Source organism: Agaribacter flavus (assembly GCF_042646125.1).
Classification (GTDB): Bacteria; Pseudomonadota; Gammaproteobacteria; order Enterobacterales; family Alteromonadaceae; genus Glaciecola; species Glaciecola flavus.
On sequence record NZ_JBHRSW010000004.1, the window covers coordinates 169,905 to 192,019 of the forward strand.

Here is a 22,115-nt window from a genome sequence, read left to right on the forward strand (position 1 = left end):
TTTATGAGTAAAAAGCTATTTATAAAAACGTGGGGCTGCCAGATGAACGAGTATGACTCGGACAAAATGGCCGATTTGCTCGACGCTACCCACGGTTATTCAATGGCTGAAGAAGCAGAAAACGCTGATGTTATCTTGCTAAATACTTGCTCTATTCGCGAAAAAGCTCAAGAAAAAGTATTCCATCAGCTTGGTCGTTGGAAAAACCTGAAACAATCCAATCCAGATTTGATTATTGGCGTAGGTGGCTGTGTTGCTTCACAGGAAGGGGATGAAATCAGAAAACGCGCGCCTTACGTAGATATCGTGTTTGGTCCGCAAACACTGCATCGCTTGCCTGAAATGATTCAGCAAATCAAAGGCGGCGAATCATCTGTTGTAGATGTCAGTTTCCCTGAAATTGAAAAATTTGACAGGCTGCCAGAGCCGCGTGCCGACGGTCCAACTGCCTTCGTTTCTATCATGGAAGGCTGCTCAAAATACTGTACGTTTTGTGTTGTACCCTATACACGAGGGGAAGAAGTTAGCCGTCCAGTCGATGATGTTATATTAGAGATCGCACAATTGGCCTCTCAAGGCGTCAGAGAAGTCAATTTACTTGGGCAAAACGTTAACGCTTATCGTGGTGAACAGCACGATGGCAGCATTTGTCGTTTTGCAGAACTACTTGAACTCGTTGCATCTATAGATGGCATTGATCGTATTCGTTACACCACCTCTCACCCAGTAGAATTTACAGATGATATTATTGAAGCCTACAAAAACATACCAGAGTTAGTGGATCATCTACATTTGCCTGTACAAAGTGGCTCAGACCGTATACTCAACTTGATGAAACGCGGACATACCGCTATCGAATACAAAAGTACAATACGCAAGCTGAAAAAAGTTCGCCCGAACTTGTGCATGTCTTCCGATTTTATTATTGGCTTCCCAGGCGAAACAAATGAAGACTTCGAAGCAACAATGGATCTAATTAACTACGTTGGTTACGATCTAAGTTTTAGCTTTATCTACTCTGCTCGTCCAGGTACGCCCGCTGCTGACGCCGTGGATGATGTCTCTGAAGACACCAAAAAACAGCGTTTGCAGATATTGCAACAACGTATCAATCAAAATGCACAGCAAATTGCTCGAAATATGCTAGGGACTGTGCAACGCGTACTCGTCGAAGGGCCGTCTAAAAAAGACCCTCAGGAACTTACCGGCCGCACAGAAAATAATCGCGTCGTCAATTTTGTCGGAGCGCCAGATATGGTCGGTGAATTCGTTGATATTGAAATTAGCCACGTGTATGCTAATTCCTTACGTGGAGAGCTTATTAGACGTGAAAATGAGATGGGCTTGAGAATAGCGCGCTCTCCAGAGAGTATTCTCGCCAGTCAACCGACTCCTGACAAGCATGGCGTCATCCAAGTTATGCCAGCATAAAGAAAAGGAAGTAATTTGAGTACTGTAGTAACCAATCAATTAGTATTAGAGCCATCGGACAACAAACGATTAGCAAGCTTATGTGGACCATTCGACGACAACATTAAACAAATTGAACGTCGTTTAGGGGTTGAAATCACCTACCGCGCAAATGAATTCAGTGTACTTGGTGACCCTTTGCAAGCTAACGGAGCAAGCGAGTTACTCAAATTATTGTATATAGAAACACAGCCTGTCAAAGGCAGTGTACCTGAGCTCGATCCCAATCAAGTTCATCTAGCCATTCAAGAAGCGAAATGCCTTGAGCGCGCTGAAGCCGGCGATTACGCAAAAGAAGTTCAGATAAAAACGAAGCGCGGTGTCATTAAACCAAGAAACCCCAACCAGTCTAGATATGTGGCCAATGTACTCAACCACGATATCACCTTTGGTGTCGGCCCAGCGGGTACCGGTAAGACATATTTAGCGGTCGCCTGTGCTGTCGACGCTTTGGAAAAACAAGAAATTCGTCGTATTTTACTTACCCGCCCTGCCGTTGAAGCGGGTGAAAAGCTGGGCTTTTTACCGGGTGACTTATCACAAAAGGTCGATCCCTATTTACGTCCTTTGTACGATGCCTTGTTCGAAATGTTAGGCTTTGAAAAAGTCGAAAAACTGATCGAAAGAAACGTAATCGAAGTCGCTCCCCTCGCCTATATGCGTGGCCGCACTCTGAACGACGCATTTATCATTCTGGATGAGTCTCAAAATACCACCATTGAACAGATGAAAATGTTTTTAACGCGTATCGGGTTTAATTCAAAAGCGGTGATAACCGGTGATATTACACAAATTGACTTGCCGAGAGGTGCGCGCTCAGGTCTTCGCCACGCGATTGATGTACTCAGTAGCGTGAATGATATTTCTTTTAACTTTTTTACTGCCAGTGACGTTGTCAGGCATCCGGTTGTCGCGCGCATTGTTCAAGCTTATGAAGACTATGAAAGTGAGCAAGAGGCAATAAAGTTAGCTAAGCGGAATGAGCAAGGTGGAAACCAAACGCAATGAACAAACAAACACACGTGTTTGTTGATCTGCAAATAGCGGATGATCTTGACAAAGCGCATCCCTTTTTTACTCAGTTTGCATGCTCAGATATTACGCCATGGTTTGAACTAGCATTAAAACAGCTTGATCACAAACAAGCTGTTGAATGTACCGTGCGAATCGTATCAAAAAAAGAATCACAAAGCCTAAATTCGCAATATCGACAAAAAGATAAACCAACCAACGTTCTATCTTTTCCCTCAGATATTCCTGACTTCGTTGAATCGTCATATATTGGTGATATGCTGATATGTATAGATATCGTATGCGAAGAAGCCCAAGCGCAAAATAAGTCGATACGCGCACATTTTATCCACATGTGCATTCACGGACTCTTGCATTTGCTAGGTTATGACCATATTGAAGACAACGATGCTGAAGAAATGGAAGCTTTAGAGCGCGCCATTTTACAAAAATTAGGTGTTGACGACCCCTACGATGTTCAGTAAATATTGCGTGTAGGCGACACTAAAACAGATTAACTATTAGTCGGCGAGATTTTTTAAGCCATACACTATCAACAGTGACAGGAAATGAGCGAAGATAACCCCTACTCTAGCAACGGTTCAGCTAACAAAGGTTGGCTTGAGAAACTACTCAACAACTTTAAAGGTGAACCGCAAAATAAAGAAGAATTATCAGAAGTCATTTCTGATGCTGAGCAACGTGATCTGATTGACCCTCAAACAAAAGAGATGATCGAAGGGGTAATGGAGGTCAGCGAAATGCGAGTGAGGGACATCATGATCCCCCGCGCGCAAATGATCACCATTGATGTAGAGCAAGGGATAGACGAATTCGTCCCTACCATGATCCAATCCTCGCATTCACGTTTTCCTGTTATAAATGAAGACAAAGATCATATAGAAGGCATATTGCTCGCCAAAGACCTACTCTATTACGCGTTTAATCAAGACAAAGACTTTTCTTTAAAGTCACTGCTTCGAGAAGCCATTATCGTGCCCGAGAGCAAGCGTCTTGACGCGTTGTTAAAAGAGTTTCGTCAACAGCGTTACCATATGGCGATAGTCGTTGATGAATACGGTGGTGTGTCGGGTCTGGTTACCATAGAAGATATTCTTGAGCTCATCGTCGGTGAGATTGAGGATGAATACGACGAAGAAGCCAATGAAAATGACAATATTCGCCCTCTAAACAAATCCACCTACTCCGTGAAAGCACTGACGCCGGTAGACGACTTCAATACTTTTTTTGAAACCAGTTACAACGAGGAAGAATCCGATACGATTGGCGGAGTCATACTGAGAGCTTTCGGTCACATGCCTAAAACTGGCGAAAAAGTGGATATTGACAATATTCAATTTGAAGTCACTAACTCCGACAAACGTCGTCTTTTACAACTAAAAGTGTACATTCCAGAATTGGAGAAATAGCCTGAACACTTTTGCTGTAAACGCTATTGCTACGCTATTAGGTGCATCACTCACATTTGCCTTTGCACCTTTTGGTCAGTGGTATTTGGTGTACATTTGTTTGCCACTAGGGCTATACCTTTTACATCAATATTCGAGTAAACCTGTACAAACTGCTTGGTGGTTTGGCTTGGGGTATTTTGGTGCGGGTATCTCATGGGTGCATGTCAGTATTGCTACTTTTGGCGGGCTGCCCCTCGTTGTATCCTTGTTTTTGATGCTCTTACTTTGTGGCTATTTAGCTCTTTTCCCCGCCATTTGTGTGGCAATATTGTCTAGGTTTTTCACCTTTGCTTTGTGGCCTTTAGCTATCCCTTTGGTTTGGTTAGTCACCGAATGGGTGCGAGCGCACTTTCTGACAGGCTTTCCTTGGTTATCCATCGCTTATAGTCAAATCGACTCGCCTCTGTCGGGTATGCTACCCGTTATTGGGGAAATCGGTGTCAGTGCCCTTGTCCTATGCATAAGTGCTTCTATTGCTGTCGGTATAGCGCATAAAAAATGGCTACCTCCCGTTTTATTGTCACTATTATTGTTTACGCTGGGCTGGACAACAAAGTCAATAAATTGGGTAACAGAAAGCAACGAAAAAATAAGCGTAGCCCTCGTTCAAGGCAATATTGAGCAATCAATACGTTGGCAGCCTGAACAAGATATTCCTACAATCGAAAAATATAAACGCCTCAGCGAGACACATTGGTCGAGTGACATTGTCATCTGGCCAGAAGCGGCTATTCCAGTGCTTGAGTCAATGCCGCTTGCGCTTGAAACACTGCGTTCTTTGGATGAGCTCGCCACGAGCCATAACACAGCTCTGATTACCGGCTCCGTTGACTATCAAGGCCGTACCCAAGAGGCCTATAATAATTTGCTTGCTCTAGGCATGGATATTAAGGGCAAAAACACAATACCTTATTCGTACAGGCACGAAAATAGGTTTTCCAAGCATCATCTATTGCCTATTGGCGAATTTGTGCCATTCGAATCCTTATTGAGACCACTCGCCCCAATTTTTGATCTACCCATGTCCTCATTCAATCGCGGTGATTTTGAACAAGAAAATTTACTCGCAAATGGCTATCATCTAGTGCCAGCCATTTGCTACGAAATCGCGTTTCCCAAGCAAGTAAAGGCAAACATTAAAGTACATTCAGATCTATTGGTGACCGTCAGTAATGATGCTTGGTTTGGAGATTCTCATGGTCCTCATCAGCACCTTGAAATCGCGAGGATGCGAGCCATCGAATTCGCCCTTCCGATTGTTAGAGCGACCAATACTGGCGTGACGGCAGCATTTGATCACAGAGGTGACAACTTAGGTCAACTTGATCAATTTGTTGATGATGTTCTCAATGTCAATATTGCCCTAGTTGAGGGACGCACACCCTACTTTGTTTTCGGGGATATTCCCATTTATTTGCTCAGTACTGTTTTATTTGTCATCGCTTGCTTTGTATCGACGCGTTCAAAAGCGTGAAAGAAGATAAAAGCATAGCCTGAAAAAATCATGCTTACAAATGAACTAAGTTTCAAATAGTTCGTATTATTCGAAGTTCATATATCAATTAATCGACTTTTCTTGAATAAACACAGGGCTTATAAAGATAGTTCGAATACGATGGAGATTTTATGGTAGACAGTATTAAACGACTATTTAAGCATGATGCGGCGGGCGGTGTCCTCTTGGTCATTGCAGCAGCCCTTGCGATGATAATGGCAAATACACCATTAAACAGTTTATACGGAGATTTTTTAAACACAACAGTCACATTCAAATTTGGTGGGTTTGAGATAAATAAACCACTCTTGCTGTGGGTAAACGATGGCCTAATGGCAATCTTTTTCTTCTTGGTTGGTTTGGAAGTAAAGCGAGAAATTCTCGAAGGCCATTTGCAATCAAAAGAACAAATTATGCTCCCCGCCATTGGTGCTGTTGCGGGTATCGCGGTTCCCGCACTTATCTATGTAGCGTTTAATATTGACGAACCAATTGGTATCGATGGATGGGCAATTCCAGCTGCAACCGATATCGCTTTCGCCTTAGGGGTTTTTAGCCTTTTTGGTCGTATGCTCCCCATTACATTGAAGCTATTTTTGCTATCCGTCGCAATATTTGACGATATCGGCGCTATCATTATAATCGCCTTGTTTTATTCAGCCGAACTGAGCACAACGTCACTTGTCGTCGGTGCATTAGGATTATGCATCCTGTTTGTATTTAACCGCTTACAACTGAAATCAAGCGGTGTTTACCTACTGGTCGGCGTAGTGATCTGGGCTGCTGTGTTAAAATCGGGTGTGCATGCTACCTTGGCAGGCTTTGCTATCGCACTGTTTATCCCGTTAAATGGCAAAAACAGAAGCGGCCAACGAATGCTGGGGCATTTAGAGCACATGTTACACCCATGGGTATCTTTTTTAATATTACCCATTTTTGCCTTTGCAAATGCGGGTGTCACACTCATTGGTACAACATCAGAGCAAATTTTTAATCCTATTGTTATTGGCGTGATGGTGGGGCTCTTTGTTGGTAAGCAAGTAGGCATATTTGGTGCGTGTTACCTTGCCGTCAAGTCAGGACTGGCAAGACTGCCAGAAGGTGTGACCTTACAGCAACTATACGGTGCTTCCATATTGTGTGGTATCGGTTTTACAATGAGTTTATTTATCGGTAGCTTGGCATTTGAAACAGTCAGTGTAGACTACTTAAACAGTGTTAAGGTGGGTGTACTAGCTGGTTCGATATTATCCGCTATCCTCGGGGGGATAGTGATATCGCGCTCCGCCAAAAAAAGTATACCGGAGAGCGCCGGCGCGTCTCAACACGCGTAAATATCGCTTAACATAAAGGCGCTTTATAAGCGCCTTTTTTTTGAAATTAATATTCGCCTTACCGCTGAACGTAGCGGTTATAATTATAAGTAGAGAGAAGTACATTGCGCATATTCAATTTAATTCATACCAAAAACCTGAAAGGCGACCTGATGGGCGGTGTAACAGCAGCCATAGTGTCTTTGCCGCTGGCATTGGCTTTCGGTGTTGCTTCGGGCGCAGGTGCTGAAGCGGGTTTATACGGCGCAATTATTATTGGCTTGTTTGCCGCTTTGTTTGGCGGTACGCCCACACTTATTTCTGAACCAACGGGGCCAATGACGGTAATCATGGCTGCGGTCGTCACCTCTATGCTTGCGCAATACCCAGACAAAGGCCTCGCAATGGCCTTTACTGTTGTGATGATTGCAGGCGCAACACAAATCATTTTTGGCGTACTTCGCTTAGGGAAATATATTACACTTATGCCCTACAGCGTCATTTCAGGTTTTATGTCAGGGATTGGGTGTATACTTATTATCATGCAGTTTGCACCCGCCGTGGGTGTTGCGGCACCTGCAGGTGGGGTAACAGGTGCCCTGTCCTCACTACCTAACACTATCGCCAACATCAACCCAATCGAGGCAGCCATGGCTTTGGCTACCTTGCTACTAATTTTTTTTACACCTCGCAAAATAAAACACTTTGTACCGCCGCAACTCATCGCCTTAGTACTCATTTCTGTTGTCGCTGTTTTCTTGTTCAACGACGCCAACATAAAACGCATTGGCGAAATCAACGTTAGCCTGCCTAGCCTCGTATTTCCGACGTTTACTTCTACGCAATTACAAACCATGATTCTCGATGGTGTTGTTCTTGGAATGCTCGGCTGTATTGATTCAATGCTAACCTCTGTAATTGCAGACAACCTTACCCGCAGCGAACACAAATCAGATAAAGAATTAATAGGCCAAGGTGTCGGTAACTTGTTATCTGGTTTATTTGGCGGCCTTCCTGGTGCAGGTGCAACCATGGGCACAGTTGTTAATATTCAAACAGGTGCGCGTACCGCATTATCGGGGATCACTCGTGTATTAGTGCTTATCGTCGCTGTCTTTGGCGCGTCTAGCTTAATATCCACAATACCCATTGCCGTATTAGCTGGAATTGCAATAAAAGTCGGGATCGACATTCTCGATTGGAGCTTTATTAAGCGAGCGCACAAGGTGTCTAAACAAACCAGCTTAATAATGTGTGCAGTGTTATTGTTAACTGTGTTTGTCGACTTAGTGGTCGCAGTTGGCATCGGGGTGTTCATTGCCAACATTATCACGATTGAAAAATTGAGCGCCTCGCAAGCCAAGAATATTAAGGCAATCAGTGATGTAGATGGTCGTCTTCCCTTAAATCGTGAAGAACGTCGTTTGTTAAACAGAGCCAAAGGGCGCGTTTTGTATTTTTACCTAAGTGGCACAATGATATTTGGTGTATCTAAAGCACTTTCGCGTGAAATAGGCTCGTTGGGCGAGCATGAAGTGGTGATCATTGATTTATCCGATGTTTCCTACTTGGATGACACCATTGCCCTCACGATTGAGAACTTAGTTAAAGATGCACAGCAGAAAGACATGAAAATTTTGATGCTTGTCAATAACAAAGAAAAACAACGAAAACTCATGCATATGGGTTTTGAGAACTTGCTGTCAGATGCAGATTTTATTGACGGCAGAAAAGAAGCCCTTGAGCTAGCTAACCAAAAAATAAATGCAAATGACTCGTTTGCAATGAATATGTAGGAACAAATTATGAATGTCTGTGGCGTGGAAATAAAAGGAAGTGAAGCAATACTCTGTTTGCTATCGTTAGAAGACGATGTCTTTCATTTACCTGAATGTAGAGCCAGAAAACTTACCTTTGGCAAAAATGGTTCAGCGAAGTCACTAAAAGCCTTTCAAGCTGAATTTGCAAAACTCATGCAAGACTATAAATTTACCCATGTCGTCATTAAAGAGCGCCCAACTAAAGGCAAGTTTGCTGGGGGTGCCGCGGGATTTAAGTTAGAAGCGGCAATTCAACTGATTGACGAATTAAACGTGGAACTATTATCCCCTACCGACAAAAAGGCTCTGTTAAAACGAAATCCTATCCCTATTTCATTTAACGAAACTGGGTTAAAGATCTTTCAACAAGAGGCCTTTGAAACCGCCTACGCATTGCTGATGCAAATAAAATACCCCAATGCTATTGAACAAGACTAGGGGCTTTTTATTTTCTTAGTTAACAGGATAAATCAACGGAAAATACTTAGTATTTAATGGTTGTCCCTTAGGCACTCGAATATCGGTGCCTCTGAGCATGATGTCGTCAGTATCACTTATCGTTCCATCGGCAAACACATTCAATACCATTGCGCGTCTGCTGCGTTCAGATTTGTTTTCATATGACCCATGAACCATTAAAGGGTGATGGAAACAAGCATGCCCTTTTTTTAGCTCCATAGGCACTGGCTTAATTTGTGCGCGTTGCTCTTCGTCTAGCTGTTCAAATAAGGCATCCATTTCCCCTCCTAATTCTAATCGCTTGAGCAATCCCCAACGATGACTACTAGGCACATAATTTAAACAACCATTTTCTGTTGACGCGTCATCCAAACCTATCCAACAGGTTAAGTGCTGCATCGGGACTGTGCGGATCCAGTAAGAATAATCTTGGTGCCAAGCAACAACACCGCCATGACCGGCTGGTTTGCAAAATAACTGGTCATGCCAAAATCGTACAGGCTTGTCACCTAAGAGCTGACTAGCAGGTTTAGTGAAAGCTGGGTTCCAGAGCGCATCATGAAAGGCTTCAGAAATTCGCCAGTGTCCCAAGGAGTGGAACAAAACTGTATCTGGATTAGTCGAATGATTACCATGGAATTCATAAAATAGCTCTCTTGCCGGATGATCGGGCGCTTGGATTTTGTCTAACTCAGCGCGCAAGATATCGACTTGCTCTTCGTCATAAATTTTGACATTCGTGACATAACCATATTCTTCAAAGTGTTCAACTTGTTCTTTAGAAAGTGCGAAAGGTTCATAGTCTATTTTGCTTTTTATTTCAGCAAACAACGTTGATACAGGATGATGAAAATCTGCTAAATCTCTGATACTCATTAAATTTATTCCTTGTGTGCACTTACATATAATTATTTAAGCAGACTAGCATAAATCACACCTCAATTTAATATAAATTACACATTATTTACATTTTATCTAACTATTTATTTGATATTGCTGCTAATTTTATCCCATAAGCATCTTCAGCAAATCGGCATCTTATTCAAAGCGCAATGCCTATTTTTTACGAGTACTTCTGTGCTTACGCATGATAAGATCATATTATTGAAGTGCGCAATGCCATTAAACAGACTGAGAGCTGTATGGTATTTTCTGCGCTTATCACACCATAAAAAAACTTTATAAGTGAGAGACTACCTTGCCTCAATTGAAAGAGAGTATTTGGCTAAAATCACCTGCGGCTATTTTTACTGCCAATACCCATAATGCCGAAAATGGCTTGGTGATCCAAGGGGATCGCATTATTGAACTCGTAGCTTCAGGGCAAACACCAATGAGCCAAATTGATAAGTATATCGATTGCAGCGACTATGTGATTACACCTGGCTTAATCAATACCCACCATCATTTTTACCAAACCTTGACGCGTTGTGTACCCGGCGCGCTTAACAAACCCTTGTTCCCGTGGTTGAAGTTTTTGTATCAAGTTTGGCAGCACCTCGACGAAGAAATGATTTATAGTGCGACGCAACTCGCCAGTCTTGAGCTAATGATGTCGGGCACTAGCTGCGTTGGCGATCACCACTATGTTTTTCCCAAAGGCTTAGAAAATGCGATAGACATACAAGTTGAAGCTTTAAAAGCCTTGTCTTGCAGAGCAACATTGACCCGAGGTTCAATGAGTCTGGGAGAAAGCAGCGGTGGATTGCCACCCGATAGCGTTATTCAAACTGACGATGATATCTTGCTAGACAGCGAGCGTTTGATAGACAAATACCATAAAAACGATCCTGAGGATATGATTGAAATAGCCTTAGCTCCCTGCTCGCCATTTTCAGTTTCAACTGAATTAATGAAGGAAACAGCCCATCTCGCCGAACGCAAAGATGTGCTCCTGCACACACATCTAGCCGAAACAGAAGACGAAAATAGATTTTGCGAACATAAATTTGCCATGCGACCACTTGAGTATTTGTCACATTGCGGTTGGTTAAACGACAGAACTTGGTTAGCTCATGGTATTCACTTCACACAAGACGAAATAAAACAACTAGGTGATGCCAATATGGGTATTGCGCACTGCCCTAGTTCCAATATGCTTCTAGCCTCGGGGATTTGTCCAACCGTTGATTTAGAAAATGCAGGATGCCGAGTTGGATTAGCAGTAGATGGTTCAGCCTCGAATGACTGTTCAAACATGATCCAAGAAGCCAGACAATCGCTTTTACAACAAAGGTTGAAATATGGCGCCAAACAAATTACCGCTGAACGCGTCCTTGGCTATGCAACCAAAGGCTCCGCGTCTGTATTTAAGCGCGATACACTGGGTGAGTTGCGCATTGGAGCAAAGGCTGATCTGGCATGCTTTAAAACGGATGCACTGCGCTTTTCAGGCGCAGGCGATTTAATTGCTGCTTTGGTGACTTGCGGCGCGCACCAAGTTGACAAGCTCATGATCAATGGAAAATGGCTTATCATTGATGGGCAACATGTGTCCATCGACGCACGCGCATTGGCCCAAAAGCATGCACGTTTAGCTAAGAAGATTCAAATGCTCGAATAGAAATAGTTTTAGCGTAAGTGAATTTATGAATGCTTCCCCCATCGCTTCACATTGGGAAGAAAGCGATAAAGTATCGCGTGATAAATACGCTGCGGAATAAACTTCTTCATCAATTTAAATAAAACTGCGTCAAACGTACCGGACACGCGCAGAGGAGGATTTGACGCCTTAATTACTTTTACTACTTTACGCGCGACACTAGCAGAGGTAGAGGGCGTGAGCTTCATAATGCGCTCAATAAATCCTTCCATATTGATGTAGTGTTGGTGATAAGCCGAATCACTTTGTTTAAATGAATGCTCACTAAGCTTCGTCGTTCTGACTTTCTCGAACCCTTTAGAATTAATAAAGCCTGGTTCTACTAAGACAACATTTATTCCCCAAGGTTTGAGCTCATACCAAAGGCTTTCTGACGCACCTTCAAGGGCATGTTTTGAGGCACTGTACACCGCCATCGTTGGCATCGCCATTTGTCCACCTACTGATGAGATGTTAATAATTTTGCCTCGACGCTTTTTTCTCATACTTGGCAAACACAACCTAGTGAGCTCCATGGGCGCACGAAAATTAGTATTCATTTGGAGTAGACGATCTTCTTCCGACACATCCTCCACTACAGCACGAAAAGTAAAGCCTGCATTATTTATTAATATGTCTACACCACCATATTTTTCTTCAAGCTCATTGATTAGCTCGGCTCTCATCTGAGCATCAGTAACATCAAGTGGACGCAATAGTAGTTTTTTGCTCGCTTCTATTCCTTCTTCAGCAAATCGCTTGATCGAATTTGGCCGCGCAGTTAACACGAGAATATAGTGATCAAGCGGTATCAAGTGCCTCGCAATCTCTAAACCCAAGCCCGCGGAAGCACCTGTTATCAAAATGACTCGATTAGTATTCATACCTTAAAAACCAAGTTGTTACCAAGCGGACGCATTGGCCATATCCATGTCAAAGCGCCAATCAATCGGGGTAGTTTCATTGCTGAGCAAAGCACCACTTTCTAGTGTGGGATACAATTGCGCATAGCTTTTTACTTCTGTCCCTTTTATGCGCCTGTGAATATGCTTTGGCTCCAACTCATGAATGCCATTTAAACCTGCTGCACCAACCAATTCCACTAAGTTTTTCACGGTTTCTTTATGAAAATTTGCTACGCGTTGTGATTTATCCGACACCACGATCGCTTTGTTTCTTGACGGGTTTTGGGTTGCTATGCCCGTAGGACAATGATCTGAATTGCACGTTCTTGCTTGGATACAACCTAAGGATAACATCATACCTCTGGCAGAATTGACAGCATCAGCACCCAATGCCATGGCTCGCAAAATATGGAAGGCTGAAAACATTTTTCCTGATGCGATAACGCGAATTTTGTCGCGTAAACCAAAACCAATAAGTGCATTATTTACAAAGATAAGTGCGTCTTTGACAGGTGTGCCAACAGAGTTGGTCATTTCAGTTGGGGCTGCCCCTGTCCCACCTTCGCCACCGTCTACGGTGATAAAGTCTGGTAATATGCCGGTTTCAATCATTGCTTTACATATGGCTAAAAACTCGTCTCGACGACCAATGCACAGTTTAAACCCAATAGGTTTACCTTTAGACAGTTCTCTGAGATTTTTAACAAATGCCAATAATTCAATCGGCGTACTGAATGCACTGTGTGCAGGCGGTGATACAACGTCTTTCCCCATAGGCACGTGCCGGATAGCCGCAATTTCTTCGGTAAGTTTTGCCGCAGGAAGAATACCACCATGCCCTGGCTTTGCACCCTGAGATAATTTTATCTCAATCATTTTTACGACATCTTTGGCAGCATTTTCTTCAAAAGTTTTCGGGTTGAAATTGCCCTCTTCATCCCTACAACCAAAGTAACCCGTGCCAATTTGCCAAACAATATCACCGCCGTGTTTAAGGTGATATGGACTCATACTACCTTCACCTGTATTGTGCGAAAACCCTCCTATTTGTGCACCTTTGTTTAAAGCCATAATCGCATTCTTACTCAGTGCACCGTAGCTCATGGCCGAAATATTTAAGGGCGAAGCCATATAGGGTTGCGTGCAATCCGGCCCACCAAACTTCACTCTTGGATGCAAATCAGTTAAATGCTTCGGTTGAATCGAATGATTTACCCATTCGTAGCCATCACGATTGACGTCAAAAATTGTTCCAAATGGGCGCGTGTCTCTGTCTCCTTTGGCTCGTTGGTAAACGAGTGAACGAAACTCCCTAGGTATAGGAGTGCCGCTGATATCTGACTCAACAAAGTATTGCTGTATTTCGTCGCGAAATGACTCTAATAAATACCTAAAACGCCCCAAAACAGGGTAAAGCCTTCGTACACTGTGTCTGGATTGATACATGTCGTACAAACCGAGCGCAATAATTGGCGCGACAATGACAAATAACCACAACCAATCTGTAGATACTGTTGAAAGCGTTACTATTGTGCCTATTGCTATCACTGCAAAAGCGATAAATTTTTGCCGTACCGTCATAAAAGATGTCCAAAATTTGATATAAGAGGGGCGCAATACTGCGTTTATAGTTAGTTTGTTGAAAAGACCTAGGGCATATTGAAAAACTTTCATCTTTAACAATATCGTTCTGCTATGAAAGTCAAACCTAGGTAAATTATGGTATTCCAAAGCTAAATGAACGATTTTTATTTTGTTCCGCGAGAATCAATAGGCTGTTTTTCAGCTTTAGGGTGAGAGGTATTTGTTTTTTTTACACTTAGTTCGAGAAAAACAAACCCAAATAGGAACACATACATGAAGCATTTCTCGCTATTTATTTTATTGGCGCTATTTACACAGGTCGATGTATATGCCGATGACGGCGCCCCATCTTCTCAACTTCATAAATGTGAAGTTAACAATCCAATTGCAGCTTCCAGTGGCTCTAGCCTTGACAAATGGAAGGTAAGTCACAAAACAGCCGTCAACAAAAGAATTAATAAAGTCGTCACATGTTTAGTCACAATAGATAATCGAACGGAAGAAGAGGAAAGGCTATTTCAAACATATTTAAAGAAATACTACGAAGCAAATACACCTGAAAAGCCAAAATTTGAATTGGAAACGGTCAAGTCAGATACCCACCTGATCAGCACATTCGAATTTGGCTCTATGTTTCTACCGGACTATGAAGACGGGAGTAATGCAGGTTTTACCGATGTAAAACCCTATTTTGATGCCTATATTGATGGTCGGTATGATTTCTATGACACTAGCGAAAAAGAAGAGAAAAAGCGCAAAAACCTATTATTAAATGCCACATTTTTCGCATCTTTCTATGGAATTGGTGTCATCGAAACACCAGAAAGCAATGACTCACCAAACGGTGAGCCGCCAAACGGGAACAATAATGGATTTCAGCTACCTACAAGTTTTAATCAAGTATCAGATACATTAGATGCAAGCTTCGGATTACGCGCTTCATTTTCGCACTGTGTTGGAGGAATAAGTTGCTTCTTCAAAAGTAAAAGCCGGCGTTCAGATCTCGGCGTGATCCTAAGATATGGTTTCGTGAATCACGAAGAGCGGCTTGCTAACCAGGATACAGTCAATGACTACTGGGGATATGGATTAAACTATCGATATTACCGCTCTGACATTCAAGCATCAGAAAACGCGATTCCAGACTTTGTAGTGACTTACATGCGAGCAGAGTTCGAGCAGTATGGCGTAATGAGGCTTGACGATTCATGTGATGTTGAAGAGGCCGGTTGTTTAATTCCAATGAAGGATCAAAAAAGACATTTATTCCACTTAAATTACAGACTTATAGACAACAAACCAATATTCATTGGCTTTAGACTGAATGCAGGCGAAGGACCAGACAGTTATGGATTGACGCTCGGTCTTCGTAAAAATGGTGCAGATCTTCTAAAATTCTTCGGGATAAACTAATACGTAATTTGAAAAGATGGCTGTTTAAGACTTTATATAAACAGCCATTTTTTCTAATTCACACCCTCAAGCCAAACACCAACCTAAGCGCTTTCACGCGGCGTATTAAGGCAAAACTCAAGTAACAACTCACAAGGGTGAGCGTCAAAATACCCATAGCTTCAATAGCTGGGTGAAATTCAAAAAGGCTCAAGTTAGCAGCAAATAATATAATCAAACTCTGATGTAAAATATACCAAGGAAGCACTGCTTCATTTGCATAATTCAACAGTGCAGATGGCTGGTTGAGGTACCGGCCGACGTAGCCGATACAAGCAAGTATCCAACACCACATATCGCCAATCACAACCGAACCATAGGCAAATTGAACCAACGCATAGTTTTGAAATGCCTCGCCCATAAAGGGAAAAGCTTCGTTTCGGTCCAATACTATGAAGGCATAGCAGGCTAAACCTACATAAACAAATATGCGTCTTCTTTCAATTATTGTATTCCAAATATCTAAGCGGTGAGCAAACAAGTAACCAAACAGCATAATCGGAAAATACTTTACATGACTCCACCAGTCGTCGATGAGTGCATGAGTAGTAGGAAACTTCGGTCGAATATACACCCAAACCACTAACAAGTAGACGCTAAAAACTAAGAAGAATGGAACCGCACGAATGTGTTTAAAGACTGTTGTTTGCGTTAATTTATTTACTTGCGGTGCGACAGCCATAAAGACTACTGTGTAAACGAATAGATAAAGTAAATACCACAAGTGATTCCAAGTATACAAACCGATGATGCTTTGTCGCTCAATAGCTAAATCAGTGTTTATATTCAGATAACTCAGCAAAAATACCCCATAGTGTTCAATATCCTCGTATTGTTCGAACACGCCTTGTGCACTGAACTCGTAATAGACCTGCACCGGCACAATGAAGCACATACCAAAAATCAAAGGTAAAAATAAGCGCATAAATCTGGTTTTAGCGAGATCTCGCATTGAATACTTGTTTTTGATAAGTGCTATGCTGATTCCAGAAACAAAAAATAACAAATTCATTCGCCAGATACTGCTAAATACCATGATGTTTTGTAGCGCAGCACTTTGTGTATCGCTTTTAATATGCCATTCCCATTCATAAACGTAGTACATTCCTATATGGTAAAAAATAAGCAGTAAGAGCGCTAAATTTCTCAACCAATCAATGTCATACCGCCGAATCTGTCTATTTGATACATGGGCTTTTGTTTGCTTTTTTTTCACGCATTCAATCCTTATTTGCAATGCCAGTTTATTTGCGTACACTGCATGCAAGATTTACGAATACCAAGTCCAAAGTGCCTAAACTACAGGCCTCTGTGATAAGCGGTGGAACACAGGGATGAAAAACAAGCAAGCCAGTCTTTTTGAGCGATTCGATAGGCATCCACTAATATATAGCTGGGTAGCACTGTCGATTTATATATTTGTTAACAACTCTATCAATGTATTTTCGAAGATAACCGAGTCAACACGAAATCAGCGGATCCCTACTTTTGAAATTTGGGAACCCTTTGTCTGGGAATACACTAGTGCATTCAGCATTGTTCTGTTGCTCCCCTTATTGTATTGGTGGTTTAGCCGTAGCCACCGCAACTTTGCAAACATCCCTAGTTGGCTAGCTCAGCAAGCGCTGGCATCAGTTACATACTCTGTATTACATGTAGGTTTGATGATAGTAATGCGACAAATGATCTATTCACTAGCAGGCGCGAATTATGACTTTGGTGATACGGTAACTGAGTTTATTTACGAGTATCGTAAGGACTTCATGGCTTTCAACTGGTTTATGGGCGTCTACTATGCATTCACCTTAATATATGAAAGACTTAAAGGAGAGGCAAATCTCATTCAAGAAGCAGATAATGCAGAAAGTACTGAAAGTGTAAAAAGTGTAGAAAATGCTGAGACGCCAAAACATAGCCCCACTTCGACAGCCTCTCCTCAATACTTTTTGGTAAAAAAATTGGACAAGGAGTTTATCGTAAAAACCAGTGATATCGAATGGTTAGAATCAGTCGGAAACTATGTAAACTTGCATGTAAACGGAAGGATTTACCCACTACGTTCGACACTCTCTGGCCTTCTTGAGCGATTATCTGAACAAGGCTTCGTCCAGACTCACCGCTCGTTTGGCGTCAACCTCAGCTTTGTGGCAAGTGTATCACCTTTACCAAGTGGAGACGGCGAGATACATATGAAAAATGCTAAAACACTCGGTTTATCAAGGCGTTACCGAGAAAATTTTAAACAGCGCCTAATATGAGAGCCCAACTCTATCTCACCCTACAATAAATCGCCCAATACAAGCTTTAGTTCATCAAGCTGGGAGCCGTAGCGCTTCCACCTCCCGATAGAGCCAGAATACAAAGGCTTACGCACTTGTACAGAGCTTGCAGTTGATACTGCGGCTGTGTTTTCGTGAAAACGCAAACAAGCCTCGTCCCAATCCAATCCGCAAAAATCCAGTAATCGTTTAGTTTGCTTGACCTGGTCAAAAACAATGTCTTCGTAATGCACTTCTAAAAAACGCTCAGCAGGCAAATGATGGCGCCAGTGGCAAATCAAGTCATCAAAACTACGGTAAAATTCGGCAATACTATTAATGTCATAAGTGTAGTTGTAATATGCATGTTGAACAGTTAATAGCTGTCTATAGTTGCTTAAACAACTGTCCATAGCATGCCGACGAAGCACGATAATACGAGCATTGGGTAAAGCTTGGTGGATCAATCCGGCGTAAAAGAAGTTTAGGGGCATCTTATCGGTAAAAATACGTGATGCGCGGCGCAGTTCAGCAGTAGCCTCTAGATACATCTGCCCAATCGCATCCATATCTAGTTTTTTTGAAGCATCAAAGGTCTCCGTATCCATGACCAAATTTGACTGTGTTTGCGCTAATTTTTTAACGATGTTTGCGAAGGTATTTAACTCTCCCGCCGCGGTCACAGCCTGATGACTAGAAAGAATACGGTCAACTAAGGTTGTGCCTGTTCGTGGTAACCCAACAATAAAAATAGGCCGAAGCGCCTCATTATCATTTATGTCAAACCGCCTTTGCGACGCCGAGCCCCTGAAAGCCGTGTCTTTAGAAACCGTGCCTTTGGCCGCAGTAAATATTTTTTTATAATCGAGCGTAGACGATGCTTTTAACTTGTCAGCTTTAGCTTTACGCAGCCATGTAAAACTTTCGCTGTAATCGCCTAAGTCTTCATATATTTTGGCCAATGCATGACCCAAATGCAACTTAGCATCTGGATTGTCGTCGTATAGCTCAAAATTCTTTTGCAGTTGATCGACAATATTGTCTTGGGTAGTTTGTTTTTTCAAACTCACCAGTGCGGACAAAGCACGATAATGACTAGGCTGTCGACGCAGAACACTTTTGTAAGCTATTTCTGCATCTTCAAACTTGCCCAAAAACTGCAATGAGGCAGCTAAGTTGAAATGGTAATTGACTGGTTCAGGATCAAGTTGAATAGCCTTTCTGAACCATGGCAGTGCATTTTCGTGAAAACCCGTGATACTGTGAACCACACCAATAGTGTCACATAAATGCGCCGATTGAGCTTGCCCCTTTTCAGCCAAAGTTAGGTACTCTCTTGCACGAGCATGCTCACCTAACTTAGTCAAAGTTTGCGCAAAGTAAGTCAAGGCATACTCGTTTTGCATATCTAACATCAAGGACTTTTCAAAAAGCTCTGCGGCTTTTTTATAGTTTTGGTGATCTAAACAGAGTTTTGCCAACAAAAAATAAGGCAATGGATCACGTGTATTTTTATGAATAAGCGCAATAGCACTGGCGTGCACTTGTTCGTACTTTCCCTGGGCCATTAATAGAAGGTGAGCTTCCACTTTTTCTCTATCAATATCGTTCATAGTACTCCATTCATCGAAAAAACTGTTCAGTTCAACTTTGTATCCACACTATTCATGGATTGACAAAACCCGTTTGAATAGCGACACTGCAAGCTGAGGACACAGACAAGTAGTCAGCTTACACGCACTTACAACACTCAAAGCCAGATTATTTATCTAAACATAACAAATAAAAGTGTATCTCGTTGAAACTAGGGAGATTAAATGATTAACCGCATATTTGCACCCAATTTAATTGTCAGAGCGATGGCACTGACTACCGCATGTTCCGCAATATCAATGCCAGCCATGGCGCAAGACGAAGACAAACTCGCAGAAGTCGAAAAGATTACCGTCACCGCTACCCGTCGCGCCGGCTCGGTGCAAGACGTACCGATTAACATTGCCGCACTAGATGGCGCGCAACTTGAACAAAAAGGCGTTGGGGATGTATCTGAGCTGCTTCGTTTTGTTCCCGGCATCGTCGCAATTGACCAAGGGGGACGTAATGGTAACCCCATAATTGTGCGTGGTATCAATGCTGATCCTCTAGGTCAAGGCAGTGGTTCAGATCAAGGTGGTACCGTTGCAACCTATTTAGGTGAAATTCCCTTAGCGATAGATTTACGGATTACCGACCTAGACAGAGTCGAGGTGCTACTTGGACCTCAAGGTACACTTTATGGTGCCGGCACCTTGAGTGGCGCAATTCGCTACATTCCAAAAAAACCACAATTTGACGAAACAGAGTATTCGTTTAGGGGTGACTTTTTTCAAACGAGTGAAAGTGATGACTTAGGCAATGATTTTGGTATCACGTTGAATCTACCGCTTTCAGATTCTTTTGCCTTCAGAGCTGCGTTAGATCGTTATGACGACCCAGGTTTTATTGACCAACCGTTTATAGTGAGAGAAATTGGTGTGTCGGAACCGGACTCACCGAGAGGCAGCGATCAGCTTGCACCTCAGGAAGACGTAAATGGCCAAGAATCATTAACCGGAAAAGTAGGCATTCGATGGATGCCTATTGATGAGGTAGACATTAACTTAACTTATTATTTTCAGGATGAAGAAAATGAGGGAAGAACGATTTCCAGTCATCGCGGAGAGCTGCCTACCGGTCTTTTTGAAAATGCGCAACGCGTAGTCGAGCCGAATGACGAAAGTACCGATTTACTTGCATTAGAAATCGTGGCGGACTTGGGCTTTGCTGAGCTGACCTCTGCTACAGGTTCTTCAAACTATGAAGAGACGGGACAACGTGATCAAACTGATTTGCTGATTTCATTAGAGTATTCATACGAGACCTTCCCAACATTTACTGCTTTTACTAGAGAAGAGGAAGAAGAAGAAACATTTAATCAGGAAATCAGGCTAGTATCTACGTATGAATCAGACCTAACATGGATTGTCGGTTGGTTTTACAATAAGTTGGAAAATGTCGGATTTTCAGCAGAATTCACGCCTGGCTACGCCCAATTTGCAGGCTTTGATCGCCCAGATAACTTAGAGTACTTTTCTGCTAGTTCAGAAAAAATAACCGAACGTGCATTTTACGGCGAATTGGCTTACCAAATTACCGACGACTGGCAAGTTACAATTGGCGCACGTCACTATAAATATGCAATACAAAGCCAGCAAACGGTTGACTTTCCTTTATTTGATCCCGGATTTGTTGCTGCCAGCTTGGATGAAATAGAAGCACGTGAATTTGATCCTACGCTTGGACAAAATGATGATGGTTCACTATTCAAATTTAATACTTCCTATGCTATTTCTGATGATATAAACCTATATTTTACCATCAGTGAAGGCTTTAGAATCGGTGGCGTAAATGGCGGAGGCCCCTGCCCTGATTACGATCCAGATGCCCCTCAAGGAAACTGTAACCTAGCACCTGGACAACAATTTGGCCCAGGTCCAAACGATTTTGCACAGTTTGACGAAAGAGCTTATGGTCCGGATACCACGCGAAATCATGAACTAGGTATTAAGAGTCAATGGCTAGATGGTCTGCTGACTGTCAATGGTGCTGTATATCAAATTGACTGGGAAGACAATCAACTCTCGTCTGCCACAGTCAATGCGTCTGTCCCCATTACAATTAATGCCAACGGTGCAGAATCAAAAGGTTTTGAGATGAGCTTTAAGTGGCTTGCTGCAGATGGCCTAAGATTAAACGGCTCGTTTAGCCGCGTGTTGAGTGAACTTTCTGCAGACGTACCGTCTTTGGTGCGTTCAATCGAACCACCGGGTTTTACTACGCGCTTTATTGATGGTCGAAAAGGCGACCGTTTACCCGGCTCACCCGAAACCCAGGCTTCATTTTCTGCAACTTATTCGCAAGAACTGTCAAATGATGCCGAGCTCTTTTATAGCGCTGATTTTGCTTGGCAAAGTGATATTTTATCGCGTACTGCTGGATATGGCAGTAGCTTTACACTGCCGAGTTTTGGTGTAGCGAACGCAGGTATCAGTTATATTACTGATGACTGGACGGTCACCGCATATGCGAACAACCTGTTCGATAAGTTTGCAGAAACCGGTGTACAAAGCACAGAGTTAAGTAATCAAACGGTAAATGGTGCGAGTGTGCGAAGCTTCGTTACCAATGTTTTGCGCCCCAGAACCTTTGGTGTGCGATTCACTTATACCTTCTCTGACTAAATCAAAGACAAGAGCAATCTGATAAAAGCGGCATTT

General features: G+C 42.6%; 17 protein-coding genes. 12 read left to right on the top strand and 5 right to left on the bottom strand.

The window, feature by feature from the left end; translation table 11 throughout:
- Window positions 1-3: 3 nt before the first annotated feature.
- The 8 genes from miaB to ACFOHL_RS00840 all read left to right on the top strand — a co-directional run bounded on the left by miaB (window position 4) and on the right by ACFOHL_RS00840 (window position 9,019).
- Window positions 4-1,431, top strand: coding sequence for a tRNA (N6-isopentenyl adenosine(37)-C2)-methylthiotransferase MiaB (miaB, locus tag ACFOHL_RS00805; RefSeq protein WP_376918298.1), 1,428 nt, complete (start codon window positions 4-6; stop codon window positions 1,429-1,431).
- 15 nt (window positions 1,432-1,446) lie between these two features.
- Window positions 1,447-2,478: a PhoH family protein gene (locus ACFOHL_RS00810; protein WP_376918299.1), complete on the top strand. Its 1,032-nt coding sequence runs from the start codon at window positions 1,447-1,449 to the stop codon at window positions 2,476-2,478.
- Entirely contained in the window at window positions 2,475-2,966 is a 492-nt protein-coding gene (ybeY, locus tag ACFOHL_RS00815) for an rRNA maturation RNase YbeY (RefSeq protein WP_376918300.1), read from the top strand. The genes ACFOHL_RS00810 and ybeY overlap by 4 nt, the downstream gene beginning before the upstream one ends.
- Window positions 2,967-3,050: 84 nt before the next feature.
- A complete protein-coding gene (gene corC, locus ACFOHL_RS00820) occupies window positions 3,051-3,911 on the top strand; it encodes a CNNM family magnesium/cobalt transport protein CorC (RefSeq protein ID WP_376918301.1) in 861 nt (286 codons plus the stop codon).
- Between the two features lies 1 nt (window position 3,912).
- Entirely contained in the window at window positions 3,913-5,427 is a 1,515-nt protein-coding gene (gene lnt, locus ACFOHL_RS00825) for an apolipoprotein N-acyltransferase (protein ID WP_376918557.1), read from the top strand.
- 152 nt (window positions 5,428-5,579) lie between these two features.
- Window positions 5,580-6,782 (top strand): Na+/H+ antiporter NhaA, encoded by a 1,203-nt coding sequence (nhaA, locus tag ACFOHL_RS00830; protein WP_376918302.1) that lies wholly within the window; start codon window positions 5,580-5,582, stop codon window positions 6,780-6,782.
- 104 nt (window positions 6,783-6,886) lie between these two features.
- Window positions 6,887-8,557 (top strand): SulP family inorganic anion transporter, encoded by a 1,671-nt coding sequence (locus ACFOHL_RS00835; protein ID WP_376918303.1) that lies wholly within the window; start codon window positions 6,887-6,889, stop codon window positions 8,555-8,557.
- 9 nt (window positions 8,558-8,566) lie between these two features.
- Window positions 8,567-9,019 (top strand): DUF3010 family protein, encoded by a 453-nt coding sequence (locus ACFOHL_RS00840; RefSeq protein WP_376918304.1) that lies wholly within the window; start codon window positions 8,567-8,569, stop codon window positions 9,017-9,019.
- A 15-nt stretch (window positions 9,020-9,034) separates the two neighbouring features.
- Here the strand turns inward: ACFOHL_RS00840 and ACFOHL_RS00845 are convergent, their stop codons facing one another.
- A complete protein-coding gene (locus ACFOHL_RS00845) occupies window positions 9,035-9,916 on the bottom strand; it encodes a phytanoyl-CoA dioxygenase family protein (RefSeq protein WP_376918305.1) in 882 nt (293 codons plus the stop codon).
- A 322-nt stretch (window positions 9,917-10,238) separates the two neighbouring features.
- Here ACFOHL_RS00845 and ACFOHL_RS00850 point away from each other — a divergent pair, with 322 nt between their 5' ends.
- Entirely contained in the window at window positions 10,239-11,603 is a 1,365-nt protein-coding gene (locus ACFOHL_RS00850) for an 8-oxoguanine deaminase (protein ID WP_376918306.1), read from the top strand.
- Between the two features lie 23 nt (window positions 11,604-11,626).
- Here the strand turns inward: ACFOHL_RS00850 and ACFOHL_RS00855 are convergent, their stop codons facing one another.
- Together ACFOHL_RS00855 and ACFOHL_RS00860 are read right to left on the bottom strand one after the other, a co-directional pair.
- Complete coding sequence (locus ACFOHL_RS00855) at window positions 11,627-12,505, bottom strand: SDR family NAD(P)-dependent oxidoreductase (RefSeq protein ID WP_376918307.1); 879 nt, start codon at window positions 12,503-12,505, stop codon at window positions 11,627-11,629.
- A gap of 18 nt (window positions 12,506-12,523) precedes the next feature.
- Window positions 12,524-14,107, bottom strand: a complete 1,584-nt coding sequence (locus ACFOHL_RS00860; RefSeq protein ID WP_376918308.1) for an FMN-binding glutamate synthase family protein — start codon at window positions 14,105-14,107, stop codon at window positions 12,524-12,526.
- 276 nt (window positions 14,108-14,383) lie between these two features.
- On the opposite strand from ACFOHL_RS00860, the gene ACFOHL_RS00865 reads away from it, so the two are divergent.
- Entirely contained in the window at window positions 14,384-15,523 is a 1,140-nt protein-coding gene (locus tag ACFOHL_RS00865; RefSeq protein ID WP_376918309.1) for a hypothetical protein, read from the top strand.
- 58 nt (window positions 15,524-15,581) lie between these two features.
- Here ACFOHL_RS00865 and ACFOHL_RS00870 read toward each other — a convergent pair whose 3' ends face one another.
- Complete coding sequence (locus ACFOHL_RS00870) at window positions 15,582-16,778, bottom strand: acyltransferase family protein (RefSeq protein ID WP_376918310.1); 1,197 nt, start codon at window positions 16,776-16,778, stop codon at window positions 15,582-15,584.
- 118 nt (window positions 16,779-16,896) lie between these two features.
- Between ACFOHL_RS00870 and ACFOHL_RS00875 the strand changes: the two genes are divergently transcribed.
- Window positions 16,897-17,820 carry a LytR/AlgR family response regulator transcription factor gene (locus ACFOHL_RS00875; RefSeq protein ID WP_376918311.1) on the top strand — a complete coding sequence of 308 codons (924 nt, stop codon included), beginning with the start codon at window positions 16,897-16,899 and terminating at the stop codon, window positions 17,818-17,820.
- Window positions 17,821-17,840: 20 nt separating this feature from the next.
- Here the strand turns inward: ACFOHL_RS00875 and ACFOHL_RS00880 are convergent, their stop codons facing one another.
- Window positions 17,841-19,433, bottom strand: a complete 1,593-nt coding sequence (locus ACFOHL_RS00880; RefSeq protein ID WP_376918312.1) for a tetratricopeptide repeat-containing sulfotransferase family protein — start codon at window positions 19,431-19,433, stop codon at window positions 17,841-17,843.
- 204 nt (window positions 19,434-19,637) lie between these two features.
- On the opposite strand from ACFOHL_RS00880, the gene ACFOHL_RS00885 reads away from it, so the two are divergent.
- Window positions 19,638-22,079 carry a TonB-dependent receptor gene (locus ACFOHL_RS00885; RefSeq protein ID WP_376918313.1) on the top strand — a complete coding sequence of 814 codons (2,442 nt, stop codon included), beginning with the start codon at window positions 19,638-19,640 and terminating at the stop codon, window positions 22,077-22,079.
- The last annotated feature ends 36 nt before the right edge of the window (window positions 22,080-22,115 follow it).